This window comes from Salegentibacter echinorum (assembly GCF_900129445.1).
GTDB classification, from domain to species: Bacteria; Bacteroidota; Bacteroidia; order Flavobacteriales; family Flavobacteriaceae; genus Salegentibacter; species Salegentibacter echinorum.
Window position 1 is genome coordinate 177,674 of the sequence record NZ_FQVT01000001.1, and the last position, 23,515, is coordinate 201,188.

At 37.3% G+C, this 23,515-nt stretch carries 21 protein-coding genes and 1 tRNA gene; 10 read left to right on the top strand and 12 right to left on the bottom strand.

Annotated elements, in window-relative coordinates:
- The first annotated feature begins 113 nt into the window (after positions 1-113).
- Positions 114-782, top strand: a complete 669-nt coding sequence (locus tag BUA71_RS00860) for a peptidoglycan-binding protein LysM (RefSeq protein ID WP_072875808.1) — start codon at positions 114-116, stop codon at positions 780-782.
- A 17-nt stretch (positions 783-799) separates the two neighbouring features.
- On the opposite strand, the gene BUA71_RS00865 is transcribed toward BUA71_RS00860, so the two are convergent.
- Genes BUA71_RS00865 through dnaA form a run of 3 tightly spaced genes read right to left on the bottom strand, consistent with a single transcriptional unit; the run spans position 800 to position 3,440 of the window.
- Positions 800-1,525 carry an SAM-dependent methyltransferase gene (locus BUA71_RS00865; RefSeq protein ID WP_072875811.1) on the bottom strand — a complete coding sequence of 242 codons (726 nt, stop codon included), beginning with the start codon at positions 1,523-1,525 and terminating at the stop codon, positions 800-802.
- A gap of 6 nt (positions 1,526-1,531) precedes the next feature.
- Complete coding sequence (locus tag BUA71_RS00870; protein WP_072875813.1) at positions 1,532-2,002, bottom strand: low molecular weight protein-tyrosine-phosphatase; 471 nt, start codon at positions 2,000-2,002, stop codon at positions 1,532-1,534.
- A 10-nt stretch (positions 2,003-2,012) separates the two neighbouring features.
- Entirely contained in the window at positions 2,013-3,440 is a 1,428-nt protein-coding gene (gene dnaA / locus BUA71_RS00875) for a chromosomal replication initiator protein DnaA (RefSeq protein WP_072875814.1), read from the bottom strand.
- Positions 3,441-3,646: 206 nt separating this feature from the next.
- Here dnaA and BUA71_RS00880 point away from each other — a divergent pair, with 206 nt between their 5' ends.
- Positions 3,647-4,042 carry an acyl-CoA thioesterase gene (locus BUA71_RS00880; protein WP_072876828.1) on the top strand — a complete coding sequence of 132 codons (396 nt, stop codon included), beginning with the start codon at positions 3,647-3,649 and terminating at the stop codon, positions 4,040-4,042.
- 53 nt (positions 4,043-4,095) lie between these two features.
- Here BUA71_RS00880 and BUA71_RS00885 read toward each other — a convergent pair whose 3' ends face one another.
- Positions 4,096-4,821: an SIMPL domain-containing protein gene (locus BUA71_RS00885; RefSeq protein ID WP_072875815.1), complete on the bottom strand. Its 726-nt coding sequence runs from the start codon at positions 4,819-4,821 to the stop codon at positions 4,096-4,098.
- 87 nt (positions 4,822-4,908) lie between these two features.
- Here BUA71_RS00885 and guaA point away from each other — a divergent pair, with 87 nt between their 5' ends.
- The 3 genes from guaA (at position 4,909) to BUA71_RS00900 (ending at position 8,892) form a co-directional block, all read left to right on the top strand.
- Positions 4,909-6,441 carry a glutamine-hydrolyzing GMP synthase gene (guaA, locus tag BUA71_RS00890; protein ID WP_072875816.1) on the top strand — a complete coding sequence of 511 codons (1,533 nt, stop codon included), beginning with the start codon at positions 4,909-4,911 and terminating at the stop codon, positions 6,439-6,441.
- Positions 6,442-6,521: 80 nt separating this feature from the next.
- A complete protein-coding gene (locus BUA71_RS00895; RefSeq protein WP_072875817.1) occupies positions 6,522-8,531 on the top strand; it encodes a LysM peptidoglycan-binding domain-containing protein in 2,010 nt (669 codons plus the stop codon).
- Positions 8,491-8,892 (top strand): OsmC family protein, encoded by a 402-nt coding sequence (locus BUA71_RS00900; protein ID WP_072875818.1) that lies wholly within the window; start codon positions 8,491-8,493, stop codon positions 8,890-8,892. The genes BUA71_RS00895 and BUA71_RS00900 overlap by 41 nt, the downstream gene beginning before the upstream one ends.
- Positions 8,893-9,217: 325 nt before the next feature.
- On the opposite strand, the gene BUA71_RS00905 is transcribed toward BUA71_RS00900, so the two are convergent.
- The 5 genes from BUA71_RS00905 to BUA71_RS00925 all read right to left on the bottom strand — a co-directional run bounded on the left by BUA71_RS00905 (position 9,218) and on the right by BUA71_RS00925 (position 14,277).
- A complete protein-coding gene (locus BUA71_RS00905; protein ID WP_072875819.1) occupies positions 9,218-10,162 on the bottom strand; it encodes an NAD(P)H-dependent flavin oxidoreductase in 945 nt (314 codons plus the stop codon).
- Positions 10,163-10,180: 18 nt separating this feature from the next.
- Positions 10,181-11,371, bottom strand: coding sequence for a tRNA 2-thiouridine(34) synthase MnmA (gene mnmA, locus BUA71_RS00910; RefSeq protein ID WP_072875820.1), 1,191 nt, complete (start codon positions 11,369-11,371; stop codon positions 10,181-10,183).
- 156 nt (positions 11,372-11,527) lie between these two features.
- Positions 11,528-11,941, bottom strand: coding sequence for a lipocalin-like domain-containing protein (locus BUA71_RS00915; protein WP_072875821.1), 414 nt, complete (start codon positions 11,939-11,941; stop codon positions 11,528-11,530).
- A gap of 302 nt (positions 11,942-12,243) precedes the next feature.
- Positions 12,244-13,248, bottom strand: a complete 1,005-nt coding sequence (locus BUA71_RS00920) for a M28 family metallopeptidase (protein ID WP_072875822.1) — start codon at positions 13,246-13,248, stop codon at positions 12,244-12,246.
- Positions 13,249-13,569: 321 nt separating this feature from the next.
- Complete coding sequence (locus BUA71_RS00925) at positions 13,570-14,277, bottom strand: SGNH/GDSL hydrolase family protein (RefSeq protein WP_072876831.1); 708 nt, start codon at positions 14,275-14,277, stop codon at positions 13,570-13,572.
- Positions 14,278-14,440: 163 nt separating this feature from the next.
- On the opposite strand from BUA71_RS00925, the gene BUA71_RS00930 reads away from it, so the two are divergent.
- The 3 genes from BUA71_RS00930 to BUA71_RS00940 all read left to right on the top strand — a co-directional run bounded on the left by BUA71_RS00930 (position 14,441) and on the right by BUA71_RS00940 (position 17,784).
- Positions 14,441-14,525, top strand: a tRNA-Ser gene (locus BUA71_RS00930).
- Between the two features lie 255 nt (positions 14,526-14,780).
- On the top strand, positions 14,781-16,025 hold the full coding sequence (locus BUA71_RS00935; RefSeq protein ID WP_072875823.1) for a site-specific integrase: 1,245 nt from the start codon (positions 14,781-14,783) through the stop codon (positions 16,023-16,025).
- Between the two features lie 193 nt (positions 16,026-16,218).
- Positions 16,219-17,784: a Fic family protein gene (locus BUA71_RS00940; protein WP_072875825.1), complete on the top strand. Its 1,566-nt coding sequence runs from the start codon at positions 16,219-16,221 to the stop codon at positions 17,782-17,784.
- Between the two features lie 260 nt (positions 17,785-18,044).
- On the opposite strand, the gene BUA71_RS00945 is transcribed toward BUA71_RS00940, so the two are convergent.
- The 3 genes from BUA71_RS00945 to BUA71_RS00955 all read right to left on the bottom strand — a co-directional run bounded on the left by BUA71_RS00945 (position 18,045) and on the right by BUA71_RS00955 (position 20,131).
- Positions 18,045-18,794 (bottom strand): hypothetical protein, encoded by a 750-nt coding sequence (locus tag BUA71_RS00945; protein ID WP_072875827.1) that lies wholly within the window; start codon positions 18,792-18,794, stop codon positions 18,045-18,047.
- 16 nt (positions 18,795-18,810) lie between these two features.
- Positions 18,811-19,089, bottom strand: a complete 279-nt coding sequence (locus BUA71_RS00950) for a helix-turn-helix domain-containing protein (RefSeq protein ID WP_072875829.1) — start codon at positions 19,087-19,089, stop codon at positions 18,811-18,813.
- A gap of 685 nt (positions 19,090-19,774) precedes the next feature.
- On the bottom strand, positions 19,775-20,131 hold the full coding sequence (locus BUA71_RS00955; RefSeq protein WP_072875830.1) for a BfmA/BtgA family mobilization protein: 357 nt from the start codon (positions 20,129-20,131) through the stop codon (positions 19,775-19,777).
- 622 nt (positions 20,132-20,753) lie between these two features.
- Here BUA71_RS00955 and BUA71_RS00960 point away from each other — a divergent pair.
- Positions 20,754-21,227: a UpxY family transcription antiterminator gene (locus BUA71_RS00960; protein WP_072875832.1), complete on the top strand. Its 474-nt coding sequence runs from the start codon at positions 20,754-20,756 to the stop codon at positions 21,225-21,227.
- 858 nt (positions 21,228-22,085) lie between these two features.
- Complete coding sequence (locus tag BUA71_RS00965; protein WP_072875834.1) at positions 22,086-23,462, top strand: nucleotide sugar dehydrogenase; 1,377 nt, start codon at positions 22,086-22,088, stop codon at positions 23,460-23,462.
- Positions 23,463-23,515 lie beyond the last annotated feature (53 nt).

Here is a 23,515-nt window from a genome sequence, read left to right on the forward strand (position 1 = left end):
CTTAACAATCTGTAGTTCAGATTTTTAAAATTTGTTGTACATTTGCCCGGCAAAATTGAAGAGGGAGCTGCAGTTTATTTTTAAGTTCCATAACTCTTCAGAAACATAAAATGATGAGAAGGAAAATTGTAAGATTTTCAATCTTGCCTGTAATTGCAGGCTGTATGTTTTTTAGTTTTAGCACTAAAAAAGCTGCAAATCTGGAAATTGAAGGCTATTCAACTTCCAATCTTGATCTAAATTACACAGTTGTCCTGGAGCAAAATGATTTAGAAAAAGAAGTTTCTTTTAACCGCGCTCTACCCAAATTGGGAAAATCCTATGACGGATTTAAAGAAGCGGTTGGTTTTAAAGAATCCCGCGGTAATTACCGCACAATAAATGAGTTTGGCTATATGGGGAAATATCAATTTGGTATAGGAACTTTAGAGCTACTCGGCATTTATAACGGGGCAGAATTTCTTAATTCCCCCCAACTTCAGGAGGCTGCTTTTTATACCAATACTTCCCGCAACAAATGGATCTTAATTAGAGATATCGCGCGTTTTGAGGGAAAAATAATTAATGGGGTAGAAGTAACCGAATCTGGTATTCTGGCTGCGGCGCATTTAGCCGGGCCGGGGAGTGTAAAAAAATACCTTAGAAGCTACGGCGCACAAGCATTTAGCGATGCTTTTGGAACTTCCATAAAGAACTATATGAAGCGTTTTTCTGGTTACGATACTTCTTTTATCAAACCTGAAAAAAATCCAAGAGTGGATATGAAGGCTTATAGAATGTAAGTTTTATTCTTTTTGGTTTAAATGTTCTTTTGAAGAATAAATATAGCAGGCCTTTTATGAAGGTCTGTTTTTGTTTTTTTCCAGTCTGAAATTGATTTGGTAATTATAAGTTCGCTGGGAAGTGTAAGATCGCAAGCTACGCAAAGCTGGGTTGCGGGATGCAGGGTTTTAAAAAGATCTTCGAGGAGCTTATTGTTTCGATAAGGAGTTTCAATAAAAATTTGCGCCTCCTGTTTTTCTAAAGAAACGCGCTCCAGGTCTTTTATCTCTTTTTTCCGTTCTTTTTTGTCAATAGGAAGGTAGCCGTTAAAAGTAAACCGCTGCCCGTTCATTCCGCTGCCCATCATAGCCAGGAGGATAGAAGAAGGGCCAACCAATGGCACCACCTGTATACCTTGTTGATGTGCTATTTTAACTACTTCGGCGCCGGGATCTGCCACGCCGGGACAACCGGCTTCACTAATTAAACCAATATTTTTTCCTTCTTTGCAATCGTTTAAGAACGAAGGAATATCTACAGCTTCAGTAAACTTATTAAGGCTAAAGAATTTTAAAATAGATTGCTGTTTTTCAGGAACCAGCTTTTTGATATGTCTTCGCGCGGTTTTTTCGTTTTCAGCAATATAAATATCAATCTTTTCCACTATTTCTTTCACGTGAATGGGCAGTACTTCACCGGGGTTTGCCGCACCCATAGTAGTTGGGATCAAATATAGTTTACCTGAAAATTTAAACTGAGACATTCTTGATTATGCTTTGTGCTCTTCTTTTAATTCCTGTGCAATCTGGTCGCAGGCCTGGTCTAACATATCATATACATTAGCAAAACCTTGATCCCCACCAAAATAAGGATCTGGAACATCTACGTTTTCTGCAGGAAAAATTTTGTCCAGAATGAGCTCTACTTTAGCTCGATCTTCATCATTACGTGCTAAAGCAATTACATCTTTAAAGTTGGAATTATCCATCACGTAGATATGATCAAAATTATCGAAATCTTCAACTCCAAATTGCCTGCCGCGTTGATCTGTAATGTCTAATTTCTTCTTTTTAGCGATGGCGATAGATCGAGGGTCGGGTGAACTGTCTATATGATAATCTCCAGTGCCGGCAGAATCCACAAAAACTTTGTTTTCATCTACCTTGGCTTTTAAAATTCCTTCGGCAAGTGGGGATCTGCAAATATTGCCCAGACAAACCATCAATACCCTGGTTTTCATAAATAATATTTTAAATAGTGAGTTTTTTGTTGAGGTCTTCAACAAATTTCTTGAATTGCTTATCTGTAGTTGCTAGATTATCTACGGTTTTACAGGCGTGCAATACCGTAGCGTGGTCGCGTTTTCCTATTTGTGAACCTATACTCGCCAGTGAGGCTTTAGTGAACTTCTTAGCGAAAAACATAGCTAATTGCCTGGCCTGAACAATATGGCGCTTTCGGGTTTTAGATTGTAAGGTTTCCACATCCATTTGGAAATAATCGCTTACCACTTTTTGAATGTAATCTATGGAAACTTCCCTTTTTGTGTTTTTTACGTAGTTATCAACAATTTTCTTGGCCAATTCCAGGGTGATATCTTTTTTGTTAAAAGAGGAGTGAGCGATAAGCGAAATAATAGCTCCTTCCAGTTCCCTGATGTTGGTTTTAATATTGTTTGCTAAAAACTCTATAATATCTTCTGGCATTTCCACGCCATCCCGATATAGTTTATTTTTAATGATAGAAATACGCGTTTCAAAATCGGGGTTCTGCAATTCGGCAGAAAGTCCCCATTTAAATCGCGATAGCAGGCGTTGCTCTATGTCCTGCATATCTACAGGAGCTTTATCACTGGTTAAAATAACCTGTTTTCCGTTTTGGTGCAGGTGATTAAAAATATGAAAAAACACATCCTGGGTTCCCGCTTTTCCAGAGAGCAATTGAATATCGTCAACAATTAAAACATCAATAATTTGATAGAAATGAATAAAATCATTGCGGTTATTTTTTTTAACGGACTCAATATACTGCTGCGTAAATTTTTCTGCGGAAATATATAGAACCGTTTTTTCCGGATATTTATCCTTTATTTCTACCCCAATGGCATGAGCTAAATGCGTTTTTCCAAGGCCAACCCCGCCAAAAATTAATAGCGGATTAAAAGAAGTGCCCCCGGGTTTATTAGCTACCGCAAGTCCCGCCGATCTTGCCAGACGGTTGGAATCTCCTTCCAGGAAATTTTCAAAGTTGTAACTGGGGTTTAATTGAGATTCAATTTTTACATTTCTTATACCCGGAATTATAAATGGATTTTTCAATTCCGGATTTTTATTTTTTAAAGGTACATCTACCTCTTGCGATGCCATGTTGCTGCGCTGTGTACTGGGTATTTTTTCGGTAAAAGGAAGTTTATTTCCGTAGGTGTTTTCCATTTTGATAACATACACCAATTTTGCCTTTTCACCTAATTCTTTAGTAAGGGAAACCTTTAAAAGCTTTACATAGTGTTCTTCCAGCCATTCATAGAAAAACTTGGAAGGCACCTGTATGCTTAGTGCACAATCTGTAAGTTTTACTGCTTGTATAGGTTCAAACCACGTTTTGTAGGCTTGCGGAGTGATATTATCTTTAATAAAAGCCAGACAGCTATTCCAAACTGATTGCGCAGTTTTCGACATGCTTTTTTACTTATTAGTTAGGTTAGTATTGCTTTAATTTTTACACCAAATGATGTATTGGTCTCTCGACTTAGGTGGAACAAATATGTGAACAAATTATTTAATAAAAAAACCGGTTTGGTATTGAATATTAGGAAAAAATTATGCATACTTAATTCCGCTTATGAATGTACGAAACCTTGTTCAATTTAGCTGTTAAATTTAGTATGAAAAGCCACGAGTCAAATGTTAAAGTCCGTTATTCAGAAACCGATCAAATGGGCGTTGTTCACCACGGCAATTACGCGCAATACCTTGAAATTGCCCGGTTAGAGTGGCTTGCTGCTCTTGGAGTTTCCTATAAAACCATGGAGGAAGAAGGGGTGATGTTACCCGTATATGAATTGAACACAAAATTTCTAAAACCAGCTTTTTTTGAAGACGAGTTGGTGATTAAAGTGCGTTTAAAAGAAACCCCTTCGGTAAAGATAACTTTTGAATATTTTATTTATAATCAAAAGGAAGAATTGTTGACTACTGCTTTTACAACTCTGGTCTTTATGGACTCAAAAACCAGGAAACCAATACGCTGTCCAAAGTATATTTTAGAAGCTTTAGCTTGAGTTTTAATTTATTTTAATTTCGCAACCCGCGACCCGCAACCCGCGACCCGACTTTAATCGATTTCATACTCAAGTCGCATGGTAATAGATGCAGTTTTCTTCTTATCTGCCGTGTTGTAAGCACCACTCCAGCTATAATCCTCACCACTGTTTTGACCTGTGATTTGAAACACGCCCAGGTTGGCATTTTTTAGAGCACCTAACCGGCCTCCACTATTTTCAGCGATTTTTTCCGCACGTAAGCGTGCATCTTCGGTGGCTTTGGAGATCATTTCAATTTTCAAGTCGGCTAGTTTGGTGTAATAATACCTGGGTGGGGTAGAATTAAACTGAACACCTTTATTTAAGAGCTCGGTAATTTCACGGGAAACCTGTTCTACCTTTTCAACATCATTAGATTCTATTTTTACATTTTGGGTAAGTTGATATCCCTGAAAAATACTGCCAATATAATTACCTTTCTCATACTGTTCTTTTCGTCTTTCGGAAGTTTGCACCGAGTTAAAAACGATATTTTCTTCTTTAATGCCTTTTTGAATCAGGTAATTTCTAACGGTTGCTTTATCCCTGTTTAGTTCGTTGTAGGCCATTTCTAAATTCTGACTTACCTGGCTAAAGCGACCTTCCCAAACAATAAGATCTGATGTGAAATTTTCACTCCCAGAGCCGGTAACCGAAATAACCCCATCTGGGTTTGCTCTACTTACATAGGAATTGCCTAAAAACCAGGCAGCAACAACAATAGCAATAGCAAAGATGATGGCACTTACATACTTCATTATAGAGACTTATTTTTTTAATCTATCAAAGATAGAAAATAAATAGGTTGAATATTTTTTTCTTGCTCCAAATTCTTAATTTTGCCTATGCAAAAAAATGTACTCATTCTAGATTTCGGTTCGCAGTACACACAACTCATAGCAAGGCGTGTGAGAGAACTTAATATTTACTGCGAGATTGTCCCTTTTAATAAAATTCCCAGTGATATTTCTGGTTTTAAAGCGGTAATCCTTTCGGGGAGTCCGTTTTCGGTTAGAGCAGAAAATGCACCACAACCAGACTTGTCTAAAATACGAGGTAAATTGCCTATACTGGCGGTTTGTTACGGGGCCCAATATTTCGCCTATTTTCATGGCGGAAAAGTAGAACCTTCTCAAACCCGGGAATACGGCCGGGCAAATCTTAGCCTAATTAAAGATGCCGAGCCACTTTTTGAAGGGGTAATGGAAAATTCACAGGTATGGATGAGCCATAGTGATACCATTAAGGAATTACCTAAAAATAGTATTCGTTTAGCCAGTACCAGTGATGTTTTAAATGCGGCATACCGCATTGAAGGAGAAGAAACTTATGCTATTCAATTTCATCCGGAAGTATATCATTCTACAGATGGAAAAAGGGTTTTGGAAAACTTTTTGGTAAATATCGCCAGAGTTCCACAAACCTGGACCCCCGGGAAATTTGTTGATCTTACGGTAGCCGATCTTAAGGAAAAGATAGGCGATGAAAGAGTAGTGCTTGGTCTAAGCGGTGGTGTGGATTCTAGTGTTGCGGCCGTACTTTTGCATAAGGCTATTGGCAAGAACCTATACTGTATTTTTGTAAATAACGGCTTGCTTAGAAAAGATGAGTTTGAAAGCGTTTTAGACCAATACAAAGATATGGGACTAAACGTAAAAGGCGTAGATGCTTCAAATAGATTTTTGGATGCGCTAAAAGGAATTAGTGATCCTGAAGAAAAGCGTAAAAAAATAGGCAATACTTTTATTGAAGTTTTTGATGATGAAGCCCACGAAATTAAGGACGTGACTTTTTTAGCCCAGGGTACCATTTATCCAGATGTTATTGAATCTATCTCGGTAACCGGAGGACCTTCAGCAACAATAAAATCGCATCATAATGTAGGCGGATTGCCCGACTTTATGAAACTAAAGATCGTGGAGCCTTTAAAGATGCTTTTTAAAGATGAAGTGAGAAGGGTAGGAGCTGAAATGGGTATTGCCAAGGAACTATTGGGAAGACATCCTTTCCCGGGGCCGGGATTGGCCATTAGGATTTTAGGTGATATTACTGCTGAAAAAGTTCGTATTTTGCAGGAAGTAGATCATATCTTTATTCAGGGGTTGAAGGACTGGAAGTTGTATGATAAGGTTTGGCAGGCCGGTGCGATTTTATTACCGGTAAGTTCTGTGGGAGTGATGGGCGATGAGCGTACCTATGAAAAAGTAGTAGCACTTAGGGCCGTAGAATCTACCGATGGCATGACGGCAGACTGGGTAAATTTACCCTATGAATTTTTGCAAAAAACATCAAATACTATAATAAATAAAGTAAAAGGCGTTAATAGAGTAGTATATGATATTAGTTCAAAACCACCGGCTACCATAGAGTGGGAATAGAATTTGCACTGCAATTTCACGTTTAGGCCTATTGAATGTGGGTTTTGTAGCGTTTAAAAATTAGGATTAAACCAATGAGAATGAAAAAGCTTTTAATATTTTGTTTTTTATTTCAACTGTTAAGCTTTTCGGCGACAGCCCAGGAATATAAATACCATACGGTAAGAGCCGGGGAAACGGTATATAGCATCGCTAAAGATTATCAGATTTCTGAAGAAGCAATCTATAAGTACAATCCAGATGCTAAAGAAAGTCTTGATATTTCTTCAAAATTGGTTATTCCGCTTAGTGCTAAAAAGCAGCCTAAAGAGGTTGCAAAGCAAGAAGAGGGGGCTCAATTTATAACGCATAAAGTAAAGAGGAAAGAAACTTTATACCAGCTTTCGAAAAAGTATGATGTTGAGGTTGACCAGATCAAGCGGTTTAACAAACAGTTGTATGCTAAAGAGCTCCAAATTGGAGAAGAAATCCTTATTCCGCAGAAAAAAGAAAGCCATGAAACTGCAGTGCGGCCCGAAGCCAGCAATGGTAAAGTTACATCACAGCAAGAAACCAAAACCCGGGAACATATAGTTATTCCTAAAGAAACCAAGTATGGAATCGCCAGGAAGTATGGACTTACGGTAAAAGAACTGGAAGAATTAAATCCAAAGGTTGAAGTTTTGCAACCGGGGGTAATGTTGCGGGTAGGTACAGATGTGTTAGATGAACCGGTAATTATAACCAATAAAGATTTTGAATTCTATGAGGTAAAACCCAAGGAGACGCTATTTGGTTTATCCCGAAGGTTTGAGGTTTCCCAGGATTCCCTGGTGAATTTAAACCCTGCATTAGAAAAAGGCCTTAAAATAGGAATGGTGCTTAAAGTTCCCGATAAAGGAGAAGGACAGGGGAATTTAGAAACCGACGAGACCGAAGAATTTTCTGACAAAGAGGAGGAAGAGAGCGCAAAGATAAAAGTAGTTTTAAGTGAGCACCTTAGCAATTTTAAGCCAAAGGAATTGGTGGTAATGCTGCCTTATGGTACTAATAAAATAGCAGGCGATTCCTTAAGTAATTACGAAGATGCGATTTTGGATAATAGGGTGACTAGAATTTCTTTAGATTTTTATAAAGGTGTTCAAATGGCGGTAGATAAAGCCACATCTTATGGTATTTCTACAAAGTTAAGGACTTATGATACCCGCCAAAGTGTGCAACACGCCAGTAATATTATAAATACTGCCGATTTTAAAAATGTAGATGCTGTAATAGGACCACTATTACAAGATCCTACCGAGGCTGTGGCTTCTAAATTGCAAAGCAGTGGCGTGCCAGTGATAAGTCCGCTTTCCAACAGGGAAATGAGACCTTACCGTAACCTGTTTCAATCCAGGCCTACAGATGAGGTTTTGGCCAGTGCTATGATAGAATATTTACGGGAAAATGCAATTGATAAAAATGTGATCATCATTGCCGATCCTTCTCACAATCAAATTAAAAACCGACTTAACAGAATATTACCTTCGGCTCGGGTGTTAATGCCCTCCGATGGTTATATTGGAGATGCCGAAATTGCAAAAACACTTTCTGAAACTTCAGAAAACTGGGTGATTTTAGAATCTACAAGTGTAGGACTATTGAGCAGTGCTACTTCAGCATTAAACAGGTTGACACGTTCTCACGATATCAAGTTGTTTACTACCAATAAAAATAACGCTTACGAAGGGGATATTGTAGATAATGAGCATTTAGGACGCTTAAATATGCATTACCCATCTGTAGATAGGGAATTTGTAAGCACTGGGCCGGAAGGTTTTGCAAAGGAATATGAAGAAGAATTTGGGATGCTGCCCAATCAATATGTGAGTAGAGGTTACGATCTTACTTTAGATGTGTTGCTGCGTTTAGCTTCGGCCCAAGATCTTTATGAATCTTTTGAAAGATTTAAAGGTTATACCGAGTATGAGGAGAATAAATTTCACTATATTCCCAAGCCAAGTGGCGGCTTCTACAATGATGCCGTTTACATAATGGCTATAGATAAAGAGTTAAATTTAAATGTTGCTAATGACATCGAAAGTAAAATACAACGGGAATTTAAGGACTGAAGCAGAACACCTTAAGAGTGGAGCAAAAATAATAACCGATGCCCCAACTGATAACCACGGTAAGGGCGAAGCTTTCTCTCCAACAGATACGGTAGCTACGGCTTTAGCGAGCTGTATGTTAACGGTAATGGGAATAAAAGCAGAAACACTGGAGATAGACCTTAGCGGAACTACTGCCGATGTAACCAAGACTATGGCTTCCAATCCCCGGCGTATTGAGAAGATAGAAATCAACATTGTTTTTCCTGCAACTTACCCTACACAAACCTGCAGGACCCTGGAGCAAATAGCGAAAACCTGTCCCGTTTTTGAAAGCTTGCATCCCGATATGGAAAAAGTGATTAACTTTAGCTATTCTTAAAAAAGCTTGCCACGAAGGCACGAATATTCACGATATTGAAAATTAGGGATTAAGGTAAAATATCTTTTTTACGATTAATTTTTTCTGAAGAAATGAGCTTCGGCAAGCGCAGCCTGACGCTGTTATATAATATTGACAAAGGGCTTTGACAGGCCCAGCTTGACGAATATTTTGAAAATAGAAGGAAAAACACTTTATGAGTTTTCACTCTGTTATTTAATTGGCATTTAGAAAATTTTAGTTAAGAAACGTTGTTTATAGAATAGAGAGGTTTTCAGTTAAATACAGGTTTTGTCTCTTTTCTTGTCTCTTATTTCTTTTCTCTTTAATAATTAATCACCTCCTGTTTAGCTTCCTCAAATTCCTGTAAAATTTCTTCTACAATTTTGGCTGCCGGTTTAATTTCGTGGATTAATCCTGAAATTTGACCTATTTCCAGCTCTCCTTCTTCCAGGTCGCCCTCGAACATACCTTTTTTGGCCCGGGCTCGTCCCAGTAATTCTATGAGTTGTTCTTTTGAAGGATTTTTGGTGTAAAGCTCCTGGATATTTTCGAAGAACTTATTTTTTAAGAGACGAACGGGAGCGAGCTCTTTTAAGGTGAGTTGCGTATCACCTTCCTTAGCTTTTACTACCATTTCTTTAAAGTTTTGATGAGAGGAAGCTTCGGGAGTAGCTACAAAGCGGCTGCCTACCTGCACGGCATCTGCTCCTAATACCATCGCGGCGAGCATTCCGCGCCCGGTGGCAATTCCGCCGGCAGCAATTAGCGGGATATTTAGCTGTTCTTTTACCATGGGAATTAAAGTGAAAGTGGTGGTTTCGTCCCGTCCATTATGTCCTCCGGCTTCAAAACCTTCTGCAACCACAGCATCCACACCGGCTTCTTGAGATTTTAATGCGAATTTCACGCTGCTAACCACGTGCACTACTTTAATACCGTGTTCTTGTAAATGTTTGGTCCAGGTTTTAGGATTTCCGGCCGAAGTAAATACAATCCTTACCCCTTCAGCAATAATAATTTCCATAATCTTATCGATGTCGGGATAGAGTAGGGGGACGTTTACTGCAAAGGGTTTATTGGTTGCATTTTTACACTTTTCTATATGTTTTTTTAGAACTTCGGGGTACATAGAACCGGCACCAATAATCCCAAGTCCGCCGGCATTGCTCACAGCACTTGCGAGTTTCCAGCCGCTGGCCCAAACCATCCCTGCCTGGATTATAGGATATTCGATTCCAAAAAGTGTCGTAATTTTATTTTGTGACATACATATCTATTTCAAAATTTAAGAAATCACTCCTGAACCTAATAATTCTTCCTCGTGGTACCAGGCTACAAATTGGCCTTCGGTGATAGAAGCTTGCGGTTGTTCAAAAACAACATACATCCCGTTTTCTGTTTGATGTAAGGTAGCACTTTGTAAGGGCTGCCGGTATCTAATCCTGGCTTTCACCTCTAAAGTTTCGTCTGGGTTTATCGCTAGATCGCGTCGCACCCAATGCACTTCATCTTGAGTGATAAAAAGTGCTTTTCTATAAATTCCCGGGTGCGTTTTTCCCTGTCCTGTATATATTACATTGTCTTCTACATCGGTATCAATCACAAATAACGGCTGGGGTGTGCCACCTACAGCAAGTCCTTTACGTTGTCCTTTAGTAAAGAAATGGGCTCCCTGATGCTCGCCAACGAGCTTTCCATCTTCAGCTTTATATTTATATTTTTTTGCCAGGAATTTAAGCTCCTCTTCTTTGTTACTAAACTGAGGTGTTTCAGCTTTATACAACTCTTTTTCAGCTTCAATCTCTATAATTTCACCTTTTTTAGGCTCTAGTTTTTGCTGAAGAAAATCTGGTAATCGCACTTTCCCAATAAAACATAGGCCCTGAGAGTCTTTTTTATTGGCAGTAACCAGGTTTTGTTCCGTAGCAATCTTCCTAACTTCAGGTTTTTGCAGTTCTCCAATAGGAAAAAGTGTTTTTGCCAGTTGCTCCTGGGTTAATTGACAAAGAAAATAGGACTGATCTTTATTCTGGTCTTTACCGGCTAAAAGTTGATAAACGGTTTCTCCATTTTGCTCAATAGTGCCTTTGCGGCAATAGTGTCCCGTTGCCACATAATCTGCACCCAGAGAAAGGGCGATTTTCATAAAGACATCGAACTTTATTTCACGGTTACAAAGTACATCTGGGTTGGGGGTGCGGCCGCGCTCATATTCATTGAACATATAGTCCACAATACGCTCTTTATACTGCTCGCTAAGATCAACTGTTTGAAACGGAATTCCCAATTTATCTGCCACCATCATCGCATCATTGCTGTCGTCTAACCAGGGGCATTCATCTGAAATAGTTACAGAATCATCGTGCCAGTTTTTCATAAACAGGCCAATCACCTCATATCCTTGCTGTTGCAATAAATAGGCGGAAACACTGGAATCTACGCCGCCAGATAAACCAACTACTACTTTCTTTTTCATAACCCGAATATTAAAATTCTTTCTTCCTAAAGTCGGAAAAGAAGCTGCAAAATTACGAAATTTTAGGGGAAAGCTTTAAACGATAAAAATGGGTGTAAAATAAAAATCGACCCAAAGCTCAAGCCCGGATCGATTCATAATAGTTGCAATAAAAAATTACCTTTTTTCGAATACTATGGAAGCCGAAGGAAGTAAGGTTGGGGTAAAAGTAAATTCCGTAAGGTCAGAATTGAAATTTATTGTGCCTTGTACATTTTCAAATCCATCTAAATCGAAAGGAAGGTTAAAGTTATATATCCCACTGTTTACAGACCAAACACTTTCAGTTGTATCTTCCCTGGTGCAATCTTCACCGGTTTGTGTATAATATTCTGAATAAGTGGTATTATCGCTGTTGAATTCAATAAATGATTCACGGTTGCAATCTTCCAATTCGAAGTCCGGGATACCGTTGGCCTCAGCCACAAACCAGGTTCCAAGGATTTTCTCATCGCCGGCATTTACGTCATCATCATCACTACAAGAAGTGAGTAGGGCAATACTAAAAAGCATTAAAAATAATTTCTTCATAACATGTAGGTTTTAAAATTTGTGCAAATATATTGTAATTTTATTCAAGCTGAAAAGAACTGGAACATAAGGCTTTGCTAAATTTTTGGTGGAATACTAGCTTTAGAATCATTATTGATTTATTTTTAATCGTGGGGCGATAACCAGGGGTTTATTTCCAGGGGCTTGCCTCGAAATAAAATAACCTTTTTCGGAAGCATAGCTCGTAACCTTGGGTCGAGGTTGTTGATTTAACTGAATCATTAAAATGCAAAAGCCCCGGTGAGTCCGGGGCTTTCTTAGTTTTTATGGTATTTGGCTTATTATTCACCAGCTTTATCTACCACAAGTCTTTCATCACGATTTAAGATTTCCCATGCAGTTAGGAAAACCAGTTGAGTTCTTTTCTTTAAAGCTTCATACTCAATTTTATCGGCCGTGTCTGTTGCTTTGTGATAATCTGGGTGCACACCATTAAAATAGAAGATCACCGGAATATTATTTTTAGCGAAGTTGTAATGGTCACTTCGGTAATAAAATCTATTGGGATCATTTTCATCATTATAGGTATAGTCGAGATCCATATTCATATACTTAGTGTTCACGTTTTCACTAAGTTCATGTAGATCTGTACTTAATTTATCACTACCAATTAAATAGATGTAATTATCATTGCCGGCGTGTTCCTTATCGATACGGCCAATCATATCCATATTTAAATTGGCAACGGTATTTTCAAGTGGAAAAACAGGGTTTTCAATATAGAATTTAGATCCTAAAAGTCCTTTTTCCTCTCCTGTTAAATGAAGAAATAACACCGATCTTTTTGGAGTATAGCCGTCTTTTTGAGCTTCTTTAAAAGCTTCAGCAATTTCAATGAGTCCCATTGGGCCAGAGCCACCATCATCGGCACCATTGTAAATATTACCTTCATCATCAATTCCCACGTGATCATAATGTGAACTAATTACCAGGACTTCTTCCGGCTTTTCACTTCCTTTTATAAAGCCCAGTACATTTTCTGAATCTTTAAGCTTTCCATCAAAAAATTCAGTAGGAATTTCCTGGTAGTAGTTGTCATATCCTTTAGGGGGATCGATGCCAATCTCTTTGTAGGCATTAACAATAAACTCAGCGCCTTTTTTCTGTCCCGGTTCACCTGTGTCGCGTCCCTCATATTCATCGCTGGCAAAAATATACAAGTTGTCTTTTAATTCTGAAGAAGTAATGGTTTCTGCATACTTCATGGGATCAGCATTGTCAACATTTTTTTGTGAGCCGCAAGCTACCATTCCGGCAGTAAGCGCTACCAAAATAAATTTTTTCATAGTTTGTTTTATTTTTTAAATCGCAGCAAGATAATAGTTTCGGCTGAATTTAAGTAAAACTTATCAAAACTTTTAAAAATCTACGGTTTAGCCGGTAACTATTCGTCAAATTCAGTTTAAAACTTCAAAAATTATAACATCTTTAGGTTACTAAGTGACCTAAGATCAGAAAATTAAAAATTTAGTCAAGGTTAGCACGTTATCCAACGTCAGGCTGGGCTTTTCGAAGCGTTAATTGATAAAAAGTTCTACCGATATATTCCGATCCCAATGACTGTGGTAATTTTCAAAATTAATAATTCATCAGGATAGCATCTACTATTATTCCAAAAGTGTCTGCTCAATACCTTTTTTAGTAAGAGGTGCCATTACTTTGTAACCTTCAAGGTTGGGGTGCACGCCATCTTCTGAGTATTTTTTCGGCAGTCCTTCTCTTTCATCCTTTAGCGCTGTAAAAAGATCGAGGTAAGTAAATGATTGTTGCTCGGCATAGGTTTTCATCCAGGTATTTACTTTTGCAATTTTATCTACCGGCTCCAACCCGGGTCTCCAGGGGTAATCGAAAACGGGTAGGATAGAAGCCAGGATTACTTTTATATCATTCGCTTTTGCCAATTGTGACATTGCTTTAATATTATTTGTAATTGTTTCTACGGAAGTAAACCCTGTATTCCCGGCGATATCGTTGGTGCCGGCGAGGATAATTACAGCTTTAGGCTCTAGCGCGACAACATCTGGCATAAAACGTATGAGCATTTGCGGGGTAGTTTGTCCACTAATACCCCGGCCGGCATAGTTGTTTTCTTCAAAAAAACCGGGCTGTTTATTTACCCAGCCTTCGGTAATCGAATTCCCCATAAAAACCACTTTCGGGTAATCTTTATTTTCAATGATTTTCTCATTTGCAGCCTGATATTTTTTAAGGTTGGGCCAGTCTTGTTCCATAAGCTCTTTATACTTTGGGTTCTGCGCAATTAAATTTGTTGTGCTTAGAAATAATAGTAGTAGTGAGGTAAGATAAGATTTCATAATAGATTTTGTATAAAGATAAAAAGTTTTAGAAAATCTTTTATCTGAATTTATTGAAAACAAAGCAAGTATAAAAAGTGAGAAAATCTTTTTAAATTTTTTGTGTGTAATTGAAAAAGCTTGCTATATTTGCATCCGCTAAGCAGAAATGCTGGCATTTATTGGAGGAATGGCAGAGTGGTCGATTGCGGCAGTCTTGAAAACTGTTGACTGTAACAGGTCCGGGGGTTCGAATCCCTCTTCCTCCGCTGAATAACTTACAAAATTGCTCAAAAAGCCCCAAAATCTATGATTTTGGGGCTTTTTTGTTTTTCGATATGTCAAAATATATCAAAATGAATCAAGCTTGGAGGTGTCAAATTCGGTGTCATTTTAATAATCGAAAATAGTGACACCTTTAAGATGAATATTCCTACAAATAAAATTAACATTCTGTTGATTAGTGTATTACGAGCTTAAAAATTCTGTACTTTAGAAGTATATAAATTCAAAAATCTAAAGTTATGGAAACTAATTTTTTTCATATTTTTTATCTTCGAGGGGGAATAAAAAATAACTTATCATCAATTTACCTTCGGGTGACTTTAAGAGGTAAACGCGCGGCCGCCAGTCTTGGTAGGAAAATTACCGCTGATTTGTGGAATTCTTCGGCAGGAAGAGTAAAAGGTAATACCGAAAAAGCTAAAGTTCTTAATAGATATCTATCTAAGATTGAAAATGACCTCTATTTAACTCACCAAAAGCTTTTAGAAAAAGGAACAAAGTTCTCCGCTCAGGATTTAATTGATGCTTTGTTGGGAAAAGACAAAAAGGAAGAAATTCAGGAAAAAATGCTTCTTGAGATCTTTCAGGAACACAATGATCGTGTGAATAGACTGGTAGGGAAAGATTTTGCTGCCGGTACTGCTGAAAGATATAGAACGGCAAAAAAACACGTTGCCGAGTATATAAAAAAGGAATATAAAACTTCAGATATCCCTGTTAAAGATGTCAATCATAAATTTATTACAGGTTTTGAATATTATTTAAAAACCGAAAGGAACTGTGCGCATAATTCAGCCATTAAGTACATAGTAAATTTTAAAAAGATTATCCGAATTGCATTTTCAAACGAATGGATCAGCAAGGATCCATTTCAGAACTGGAAGGCTAAATTAAAGGTGGTGGACCGGGAGTTTCTTACAGAAGATGAACTTCAAGTTATGATCGCCAAAGAAATTAAAAACGAGCGCTTAAGTCTAGTCAAGGATATTTTTACTTTCAGTTGCTTCACAGGACTTTGTTATGCTGATGTAAAAAAACTTTCAAAAAAAGAAGTGGTGGTTGGTTTTGATGGGAACAGATGGATTAAAACAAACAGGACCAAAACTAAAACCCGAAGTAGTATTCCCATTCTTCCTACGGCAGAAGCTATATTAAAAAAATATGCTTCACATCCAGAAGTGAATGAGAAGCATTTACTCCCGGTTTTAAGCAATCAAAAAATGAATGCCTATATCAAAGAAATTGCAGATCTCTGCGGTATTAACAAAAACCTGACTTTCCATTTGGCCAGGCATACCTTTGCTACTACCGTTACCCTCTCAAATGGAGTCCCTATTGAAAGCGTTAGTAAGATGTTGGGACACAAAAATCTCCAGACTACCCAGCACTATGCAAAGATTCTCGATCGAAAAATTAGTGATGATATGGCAGTTCTTAGAGAACGTTTGGGTGCTAAAAATTTTGGAAAAAATGCTAAAGGGTAGATTTTAAACCGCAATTTTAGTTGAGCTAACCTTTTAAGACTTCTAGGTTAAAGGCAGAAATAACTTTCATGGCAAAGATCAAATTTGTGTTACAATTATTATTGCGCCTATTTTTTTATAAATATTAATTATGCGCTCGTTTTTAATAAGTCGCGCCTATTTTTTTTATATATTGCGCTTAAATATTTTTTAAATGTCAAATCGCGCCCATTTTTATTCAGAAGCGCCTGTTTTTCACGGCCTCGAAAGACCGGAAAATGGGATCATTGTAGGATATGCCGCCATAATTGATAAGCTTGTACTTAATGTACCTATCCACAAACCAGTGGCTCTTATTTGTGATAAAAACAAATCTTTTGTAAATGAGGACTGGCAGGTCTTTCAGCCGAGTTATTTGCCAGAAGATCACGGAAACCTTTCGAAAATTGAAGCCCTTTATAAGCACCTGGTATTCAGTTTAAAATATGAAGGTGTAAATTTAGCAGTATTCAGTGCACTGACTAGATATTTTTCGGAGGAAGATTTATATGAACTGATTGACATTGAACCTACAGGACGGTATAGCCGAAGGATATGGTTTTTGTTGGAATGGATCATGGAAAAAAAAATTCCTGGAAAGGAAGCACTAACTAAGAAGAGTTATGTTCATGCTATAGATGAAAATCTTCAGTTTGCTGTTAATGGGATAAAATCTAAACGTCATTTGGTTATCAATAACCTCCCAGGTACTCCCTATTTCTGTCCGTTAATTCGTAGGACTGCAAAGCTCGAATTCTCTCAGGCCGATATAGAGGAGAAAAAAACGGAATATTTAAAAGGACTACGCAAGGATATCATACAAAGAGCTTCTGCGTTTCTTCTTTTAAAGGATTCCAAAGCTTCTTTTTCTATAGAGGGAGAAAGCCCGCGAAGCAAACGTGCAGCAAGATGGGGGAAAGCGATAGGACAGGCGGGAACAAAAGACCTGTCAGAAGATGAACTCGTGAGATTGCAGCAAGTGGTGATTGAAAACAGTCGATTTGTAGAAATGGGTTTTAGGAAAAAGGGAGGCTTTATTGGAGAACATGATAGAACAACCGGGGAACCCATACCAGATCACATTTCCGCAAAACCTGAAGACCTAACTAAGCTAATAAAAGGCTTGCTTGCTACAAACCAATTACTACTTAAAAATGATTTTGCAGCAGTAATGGCCGCCGCAAAAATTTCTTTTGGGTTTGTGTTTATTCATCCTTTTGTTGATGGGAACGGGCGTATTCATAGATACATAATTCATCATCTCCTGGCCAAGAAAAAATTTTCTCAGCAAGGAGTAATATTTCCTGTCTCAGCTTCTATTCTTGATCATATTGAAGACTATAGAAATGTTCTGGAGGATTATTCACACCCTCTTCTGGATCATATCGAATGGGAGCAAACATCGGACAATAATGTCCAGGTGATGAACGAAACGCTGGATTTCTATCGCTTTTTTGATATTACCAAGCAGACGGAATTTTTATATGATTGTGTAAACGACACAATAGATAATATAATCCCTCAGGAAATTCAATATCTCACGGCTTATGATACCTTTAAAAGGTGGTTGGATGACGAATATGAAATGCCCGATAAAATAGTGGCTCTACTGGTTAGGTTCCTCGAACAAAATGACGGGAAATTATCTAAAAGAGCACAAGAAAAGGAATTCTCCATACTGAAACCAAGAGAGGTTTTGGAAATAGAAGAGAAATTTACAAAAGTGTTTAATGCAGATTAGCAGCATAGAGTTTGCAATTTCCTTCACTTCTCTATTTTAGTAATGATAATAGCTATGCTCATTTTATATAATTCATTATAAACTTCAACTACTCCAAAAAATGGACAAGTAAAAAACAAGTAGGAGGTAAGCTATGAACTAGCTCGAAACAAGTTTTTATCCGATTTTGTTCCAAAAATTAAACAAATGCGCTATCGCGCTTAAACAAATCAAACTTTGGCCAAAAAGATTTATTTTAATTTTTCTTATAAACCTTTCCTTTATGTTTTCAGTTTTTTCCTTCTTTTAAAAAGAAAAAGAGGTAAAATAGTATCAATTAGCTGAAAACGATAGCTTCCCTGTACAAAGACGATGTTGTTGGGCTTATCATTGTAACCTAAACACAGCTCCAAGGCCATTTTATTGGGTATCATTGCCCCGTAATTTTTATTTACCTTCAGCAGCTTTTGCTTTAAGGCACAGTTTTTAAGCCTGGAAGCGGTTGCCGCTGAAATTTGAAAAATACTACCAATACCTAAAACAGAAAGGGGAGCAGGAGCTTCTTTATAATTAAAGTGAGGGGATAGAAAATGATAGGTACTGCCTTTTATCTGTACGCTTTTCTTTCTCCTTACTTTTCTCCAGAAGTCTTTATGAAGATATCCATAAATAATTGCCCCGGTAATTGCTTTAATGTTTTGATAGGAATTAAAATCTACCGGGAAAGAAAGCCGAACCTCCCAGTTATTTTCACTTCGTATTCTTTCAAAAGATTTAATGATATAATACCCGGTCTTTGCATTATAAGTTAACCATCCTTTTTCCAAAAGAAATTCAATGTATTTGAGTGTAGTTTTACGGGAGCTAATTTCCTCGGTTAATTCTAGAAATAACAATTCCTCCTCATCCAGTTTGGTTTTTCCGCAGTTATAAAGCAATTTTAAGGATAGAAAGAATTGAAGCTTTTTCGCATAACCCTTTTGCTGTGCGTCGATAAATAGCTGAATGGGAACTGAGATTTCCGAAGTCATTTTACTAAAGATTAGATTACTTCCTCCTTTTTCGGTGGCGATTTATAAATGCCTGAATATCCTTAAGACTGTAATATATCTTTCCTTTCACCTGTGCGTATTCAATAATCCCTTCTTCCCGCCAGTTTTGAGCTGTTTTAGCACTTATTTTGAACATCTGGATAAAATCGGCATTATCCAGTAGAATAAGTCCGGAATCTTTGATCTGCCTGATTTTGAATTCCCTGGTAAGCTGTTCTATCTTAGCCTCCAGGGAATGCATACTTACTAAAAATGGATGCGTGTTTTCTTTCATAGTTTTATCAGTTTATTGGTTCCTATTCTTACTTTAACTATTACCACGATTCAATCTTTGAACTCTTTAAAGCCAGAGAACAAAAATGTCATATTAGCCTGCCTCAAACCAATACCGGTTTAAAAGGCAATAAAACCCAAAATGATTCTTTAGATACGTACTCTTGTCGGCGAAGTCAAATCAAAAATATTAGACAAGAAAGTACTTTAAAAATAGCTGTAATTCAGCTCTTTAAAATTAAATAATATTTTGATCTTAAGGAAGTTGAGAGTGATTAATTTTATGAAATTAAATTTGATACGTTTTGATATAAAATGACATTTCAAAATCTAAAAAATAAGGTTCAAGTTCACAAAATCAACCAAATTGCATTAAATAAAATGATGACTTTAAAACCATTTACTTTTTTCATCTTGAGCATTTTCCTTTTTGATGTCGAAAAAGGAGCAAAAAGGTAGAAAAGGATGATATTTTCCGTTCTTTCATTTCATTTACTTCTTTCAGCGCCTTCGCATTCCCTTTTGATGCTGCTGTATTTTCAAGCTTTAAAATTATAGAGGAGCTATAAATAGCCTGCCGGTTTATGCGCTCCGGTTAATTTCAAAGCTTGTTTCTTTTGCAGTAAAAGGGGAGGCGTTAGCTAAGAGCTTTCTAAATAAAAAGAACTAAAATCTGGCTCGGGAAATTATTTATAAAAGTCAGGATGAGTATCGTCTTCCTCATAATCCCTTTTCTGGTTCGAGTTATTGTTTTTAGGATCTGCAGCTTCCATTAGTGATTCCAAAATTGCTAAAGTTGGGGTGGCTTTATTCTTTTCCATATTTTTCATAATTGCGATTACGGCGTTTATTCTTTTCTTTAAACTATTTTCAATTCGTCTGCCGGTGGGCCCAAAATTTTCTTTAGGAGAAATCTCATTGTAAAAGAAAAAATCCAGCATTCCGGCGATAGCTTCTGAATGCGTTTTGTAATGTGTTCTGGAAAATTGCTGAAAGCGTTCCGCCGTTTTCTTTTCGATAGTAATATTTTTAACTGCCTTCATAACTCAGGATTTATTAAGATTTACTGGTATTTTGAACCATTTTATAGGGGCTTAGAGCTCAAAACCAGTAAATCTGTATTTCTATAATATCGCTAATATCTTCAAGTAATTGATAGTCAATATTTTAAAACAGAAAAGGTAGCTTCAACATCGCTTTGCGTGTTGTCCTCTTGCTCTACCTTTTCGTCAGCCACAAGCTAACAAAAACTTCAACCATTAAATTAAATTTAATAGCCTTTTTGATACATAAAACCTGAATGCTGTTTTTTAAGATTTAAAAAGAAAATCTTTGCAATTAACTTTAGGCATAAGGCTGAATGATTGAGAATTCCGTAAAACGATGACATTAATAAGAAAAAGTTTTATTGAAAGTTGTGCGGGAAAATGATTTTCACAATACGCTGTTTTTATTTACTCTTAACTTTCCGTATGCTTTAAGAAATCTATAGAATCTGGCGAAAATTATAGTAAATATTGACCAAAGACAGGTATAGACTATCAACACTAAACCAAACAGGCTCTCGAAGTGGGAGGTACCAACGAAAATCATTAACTTTGTGATTCCATCATTATTTTCTTCCCTGGCCTGCTCTCTGGAAGTATATAATTTCAAATAATCTATATGCCCTGGTACGTATTACGAAGTAAACCTCAACACGAAATTAAATCGGCTAAAATTCTCGAGCAATTGGGATTAGAAGTTTATTGTCCTGTAATTACCGAAATAAGGCAATGGAGTGACCGAAAGAAAAAAGTGACTGTACCCTTATTTAAATCATATTTATTTGTTCATTTAGATCCAGCAAATAGAAATAAGGTTTTTGAGGCCCCGGGTATTTTAAATTATTTGTTTTGGTTAAAGAAACCTGCTATTGTAAGAGAGGAAGAAATCGAAACCATAAAATCCTGGCTTAATGATGATGCGTATCAGGATTTTAAGGTGGAAGCCTTTAAACCCGGAGAAGAAATTGAAATTAAAAATGGAAAATTAGCTCATAAAAAAGCTATTATTAAAGAAGTAGGGGCTAAAAGATTAAAACTTATTCTTCCTGACCTAGGGTGGACGCTAAGCACTAGAATTCAGGATGTGATTTAAATTTCCGTCTTCAGTATCGGTTCCCGGTTTTCAATTATTCTTGGTTTTAGAAACTACTTTTTTAAGTAAACTTCAGGCTATATTGTCGAGAGCCTCGAAGCCGGAATTTGCAAGAAGAACTAAAGGCCTTCTAAATTGAAAATCCATATTATCTACACTTACTTTCCATAACCAATAACGATAAGCTAATATTAAAGCATATCCGTTAAATTTTACACGCATATAACTAATATAATTTGAAGAAATTTCTTACCAGAAAATTTCTTCAATCTTAAAACTTCCTTAAATTTGCCGGCTTAATGGCAAACTAATTTCATTAGGGTTTTCCAGAGTAACAATACAGGAAAACCGGTATTTTTACCGTATTTAATGAATGCCGAAGCCGATTTTATCGAATAGTGAATTCAAAAATGGGATTCACAGCGGCGAAGCCATGAAAAGCTTAGCTTTTCTAAAAAATAGAATAAAACCAAATCGACCATAAAAATAACCGCCGGCTACACCCTACAAGCCGGAAAAGCTTTTTTAAATGAAAACACGATGATTTCAGGTTCCTGAAATCTTTTCTTTCCGAAAATCTTTTTAATTAATTATCCGGATGTGAGTCCGGCAACGGAGTTCTTATGCTGATTTTTAAATATGCTGAGCCAACACCTGAAAAATTTAAAATAACAATAAACAACAAAAAGATTCGAGTGCTTTATTCTCGTAATCACTAACCGAGAGTCAGATGGCAGTCGCAGGGTTTAGTAAATAGTTTGCTCCTCCCATTTTTAAAGAAAGGTGGTATTTATAGACGACGAATCAAAAAACTCCATCAGCTGATAACAGACAGATTACAGCCGCTAACCGAAACAAATGAACAAAGAAATTAAAATAGCAGTTATAGGCCTGGGCTATGTAGGCCTGCCTTTAGCGAGACTTTTCGCCACAAAATATCCTGTCGTGGGATTTGATATTAACAAATCTCGGGTAGAAGAACTTCAACAAGGACATGATGCTACAATGGAAGTAGAAGATGAAATCCTGCAGAGTGTTCTGCTAAATTCGAACCCTCTTATTGTAAAACAGCGGAATGAAGAAGTTCTTGAAACGGCGGTGGATTTTAGCGGTCGTCACCCTGAACTCGTTTCAGGGTCTAACACGATCGAAACTTCTACTGGTTTATACGTTACTCACAGCTTAGAAGATATCGCCGATTGCAACCATTATATCATCACCGTACCAACCCCAATAGACAAAAACAACCGCCCCGATCTTACTCCGCTGTACAAATCCAGCGAGATGGTAGCGAAAGTTTTGAAAAAAGGAGATATCCTGATCTATGAATCTACGGTTTATCCCGGGGTAACAGAAGATGAATGTGTGCCGGTATTGGAAAAAAGCAGCGGACTCAAATTCAACGAGGATTTCTTTGTTGGTTATTCTCCCGAAAGGATTAACCCGGGAGATAAAGAGCATACTGTAGAAAAGATATTAAAAGTAACTGCCGGTTCTACACCGGAAATTGGGCAGCGAGTTGATGCGCTTTATAAAGAAGTAATCACCGCCGGAACTCACCTGGCGCCGACCATCAAGGTTGCCGAGGCCGCCAAGGTGATCGAGAACTCTCAAAGGGACATTAATATTGCTTTTGTAAATGAACTGGCGAAGATCTTTAATAAGATGAACATCGATACCAATGATGTTTTAGAAGCAGCCGGGACCAAATGGAATTTTTTACCATTTAGACCCGGACTTGTTGGCGGACATTGTATAGGCGTAGATCCATATTACCTGGCACAAAAAGCACAGGAATTGGGCTATCATCCTGAAATTATTCTTGCAGGAAGGCGTATGAATGATTCTATGGGGAAATATGTAGCTTCGGAAGTGGTAAAGCTGATGCTGCAAAACGAACTTAAAGTAAAAGGTGCCAACATTTTGGTATTGGGGTTCACTTTTAAAGAGAATTGCCCAGATGTGCGGAATACCAAAGTGGTAGATGTGGTTAAAGAACTGCAATCTTATGGCACCAACATTACTATTTACGATCCCCTGGCAAAGCCTGCAGAGGTGGAACACGAATACGGATTAAAAACCACCAACCAATTACCTGAACAAAAGTTTGATGTGGTTGTTTTGACAGTGGCGCATAAGGAATTTTTGGATATGAAGCTACTTGATTTAAAGAATAAAGGAGGAATTATTTATGACATTAAAGGATTTCTCAAAAATGTAAATGGAAAATTATAAAAATAATTTTCGATAACTACTTTATTAAAAAAACTCACTGAATTGAAACCACG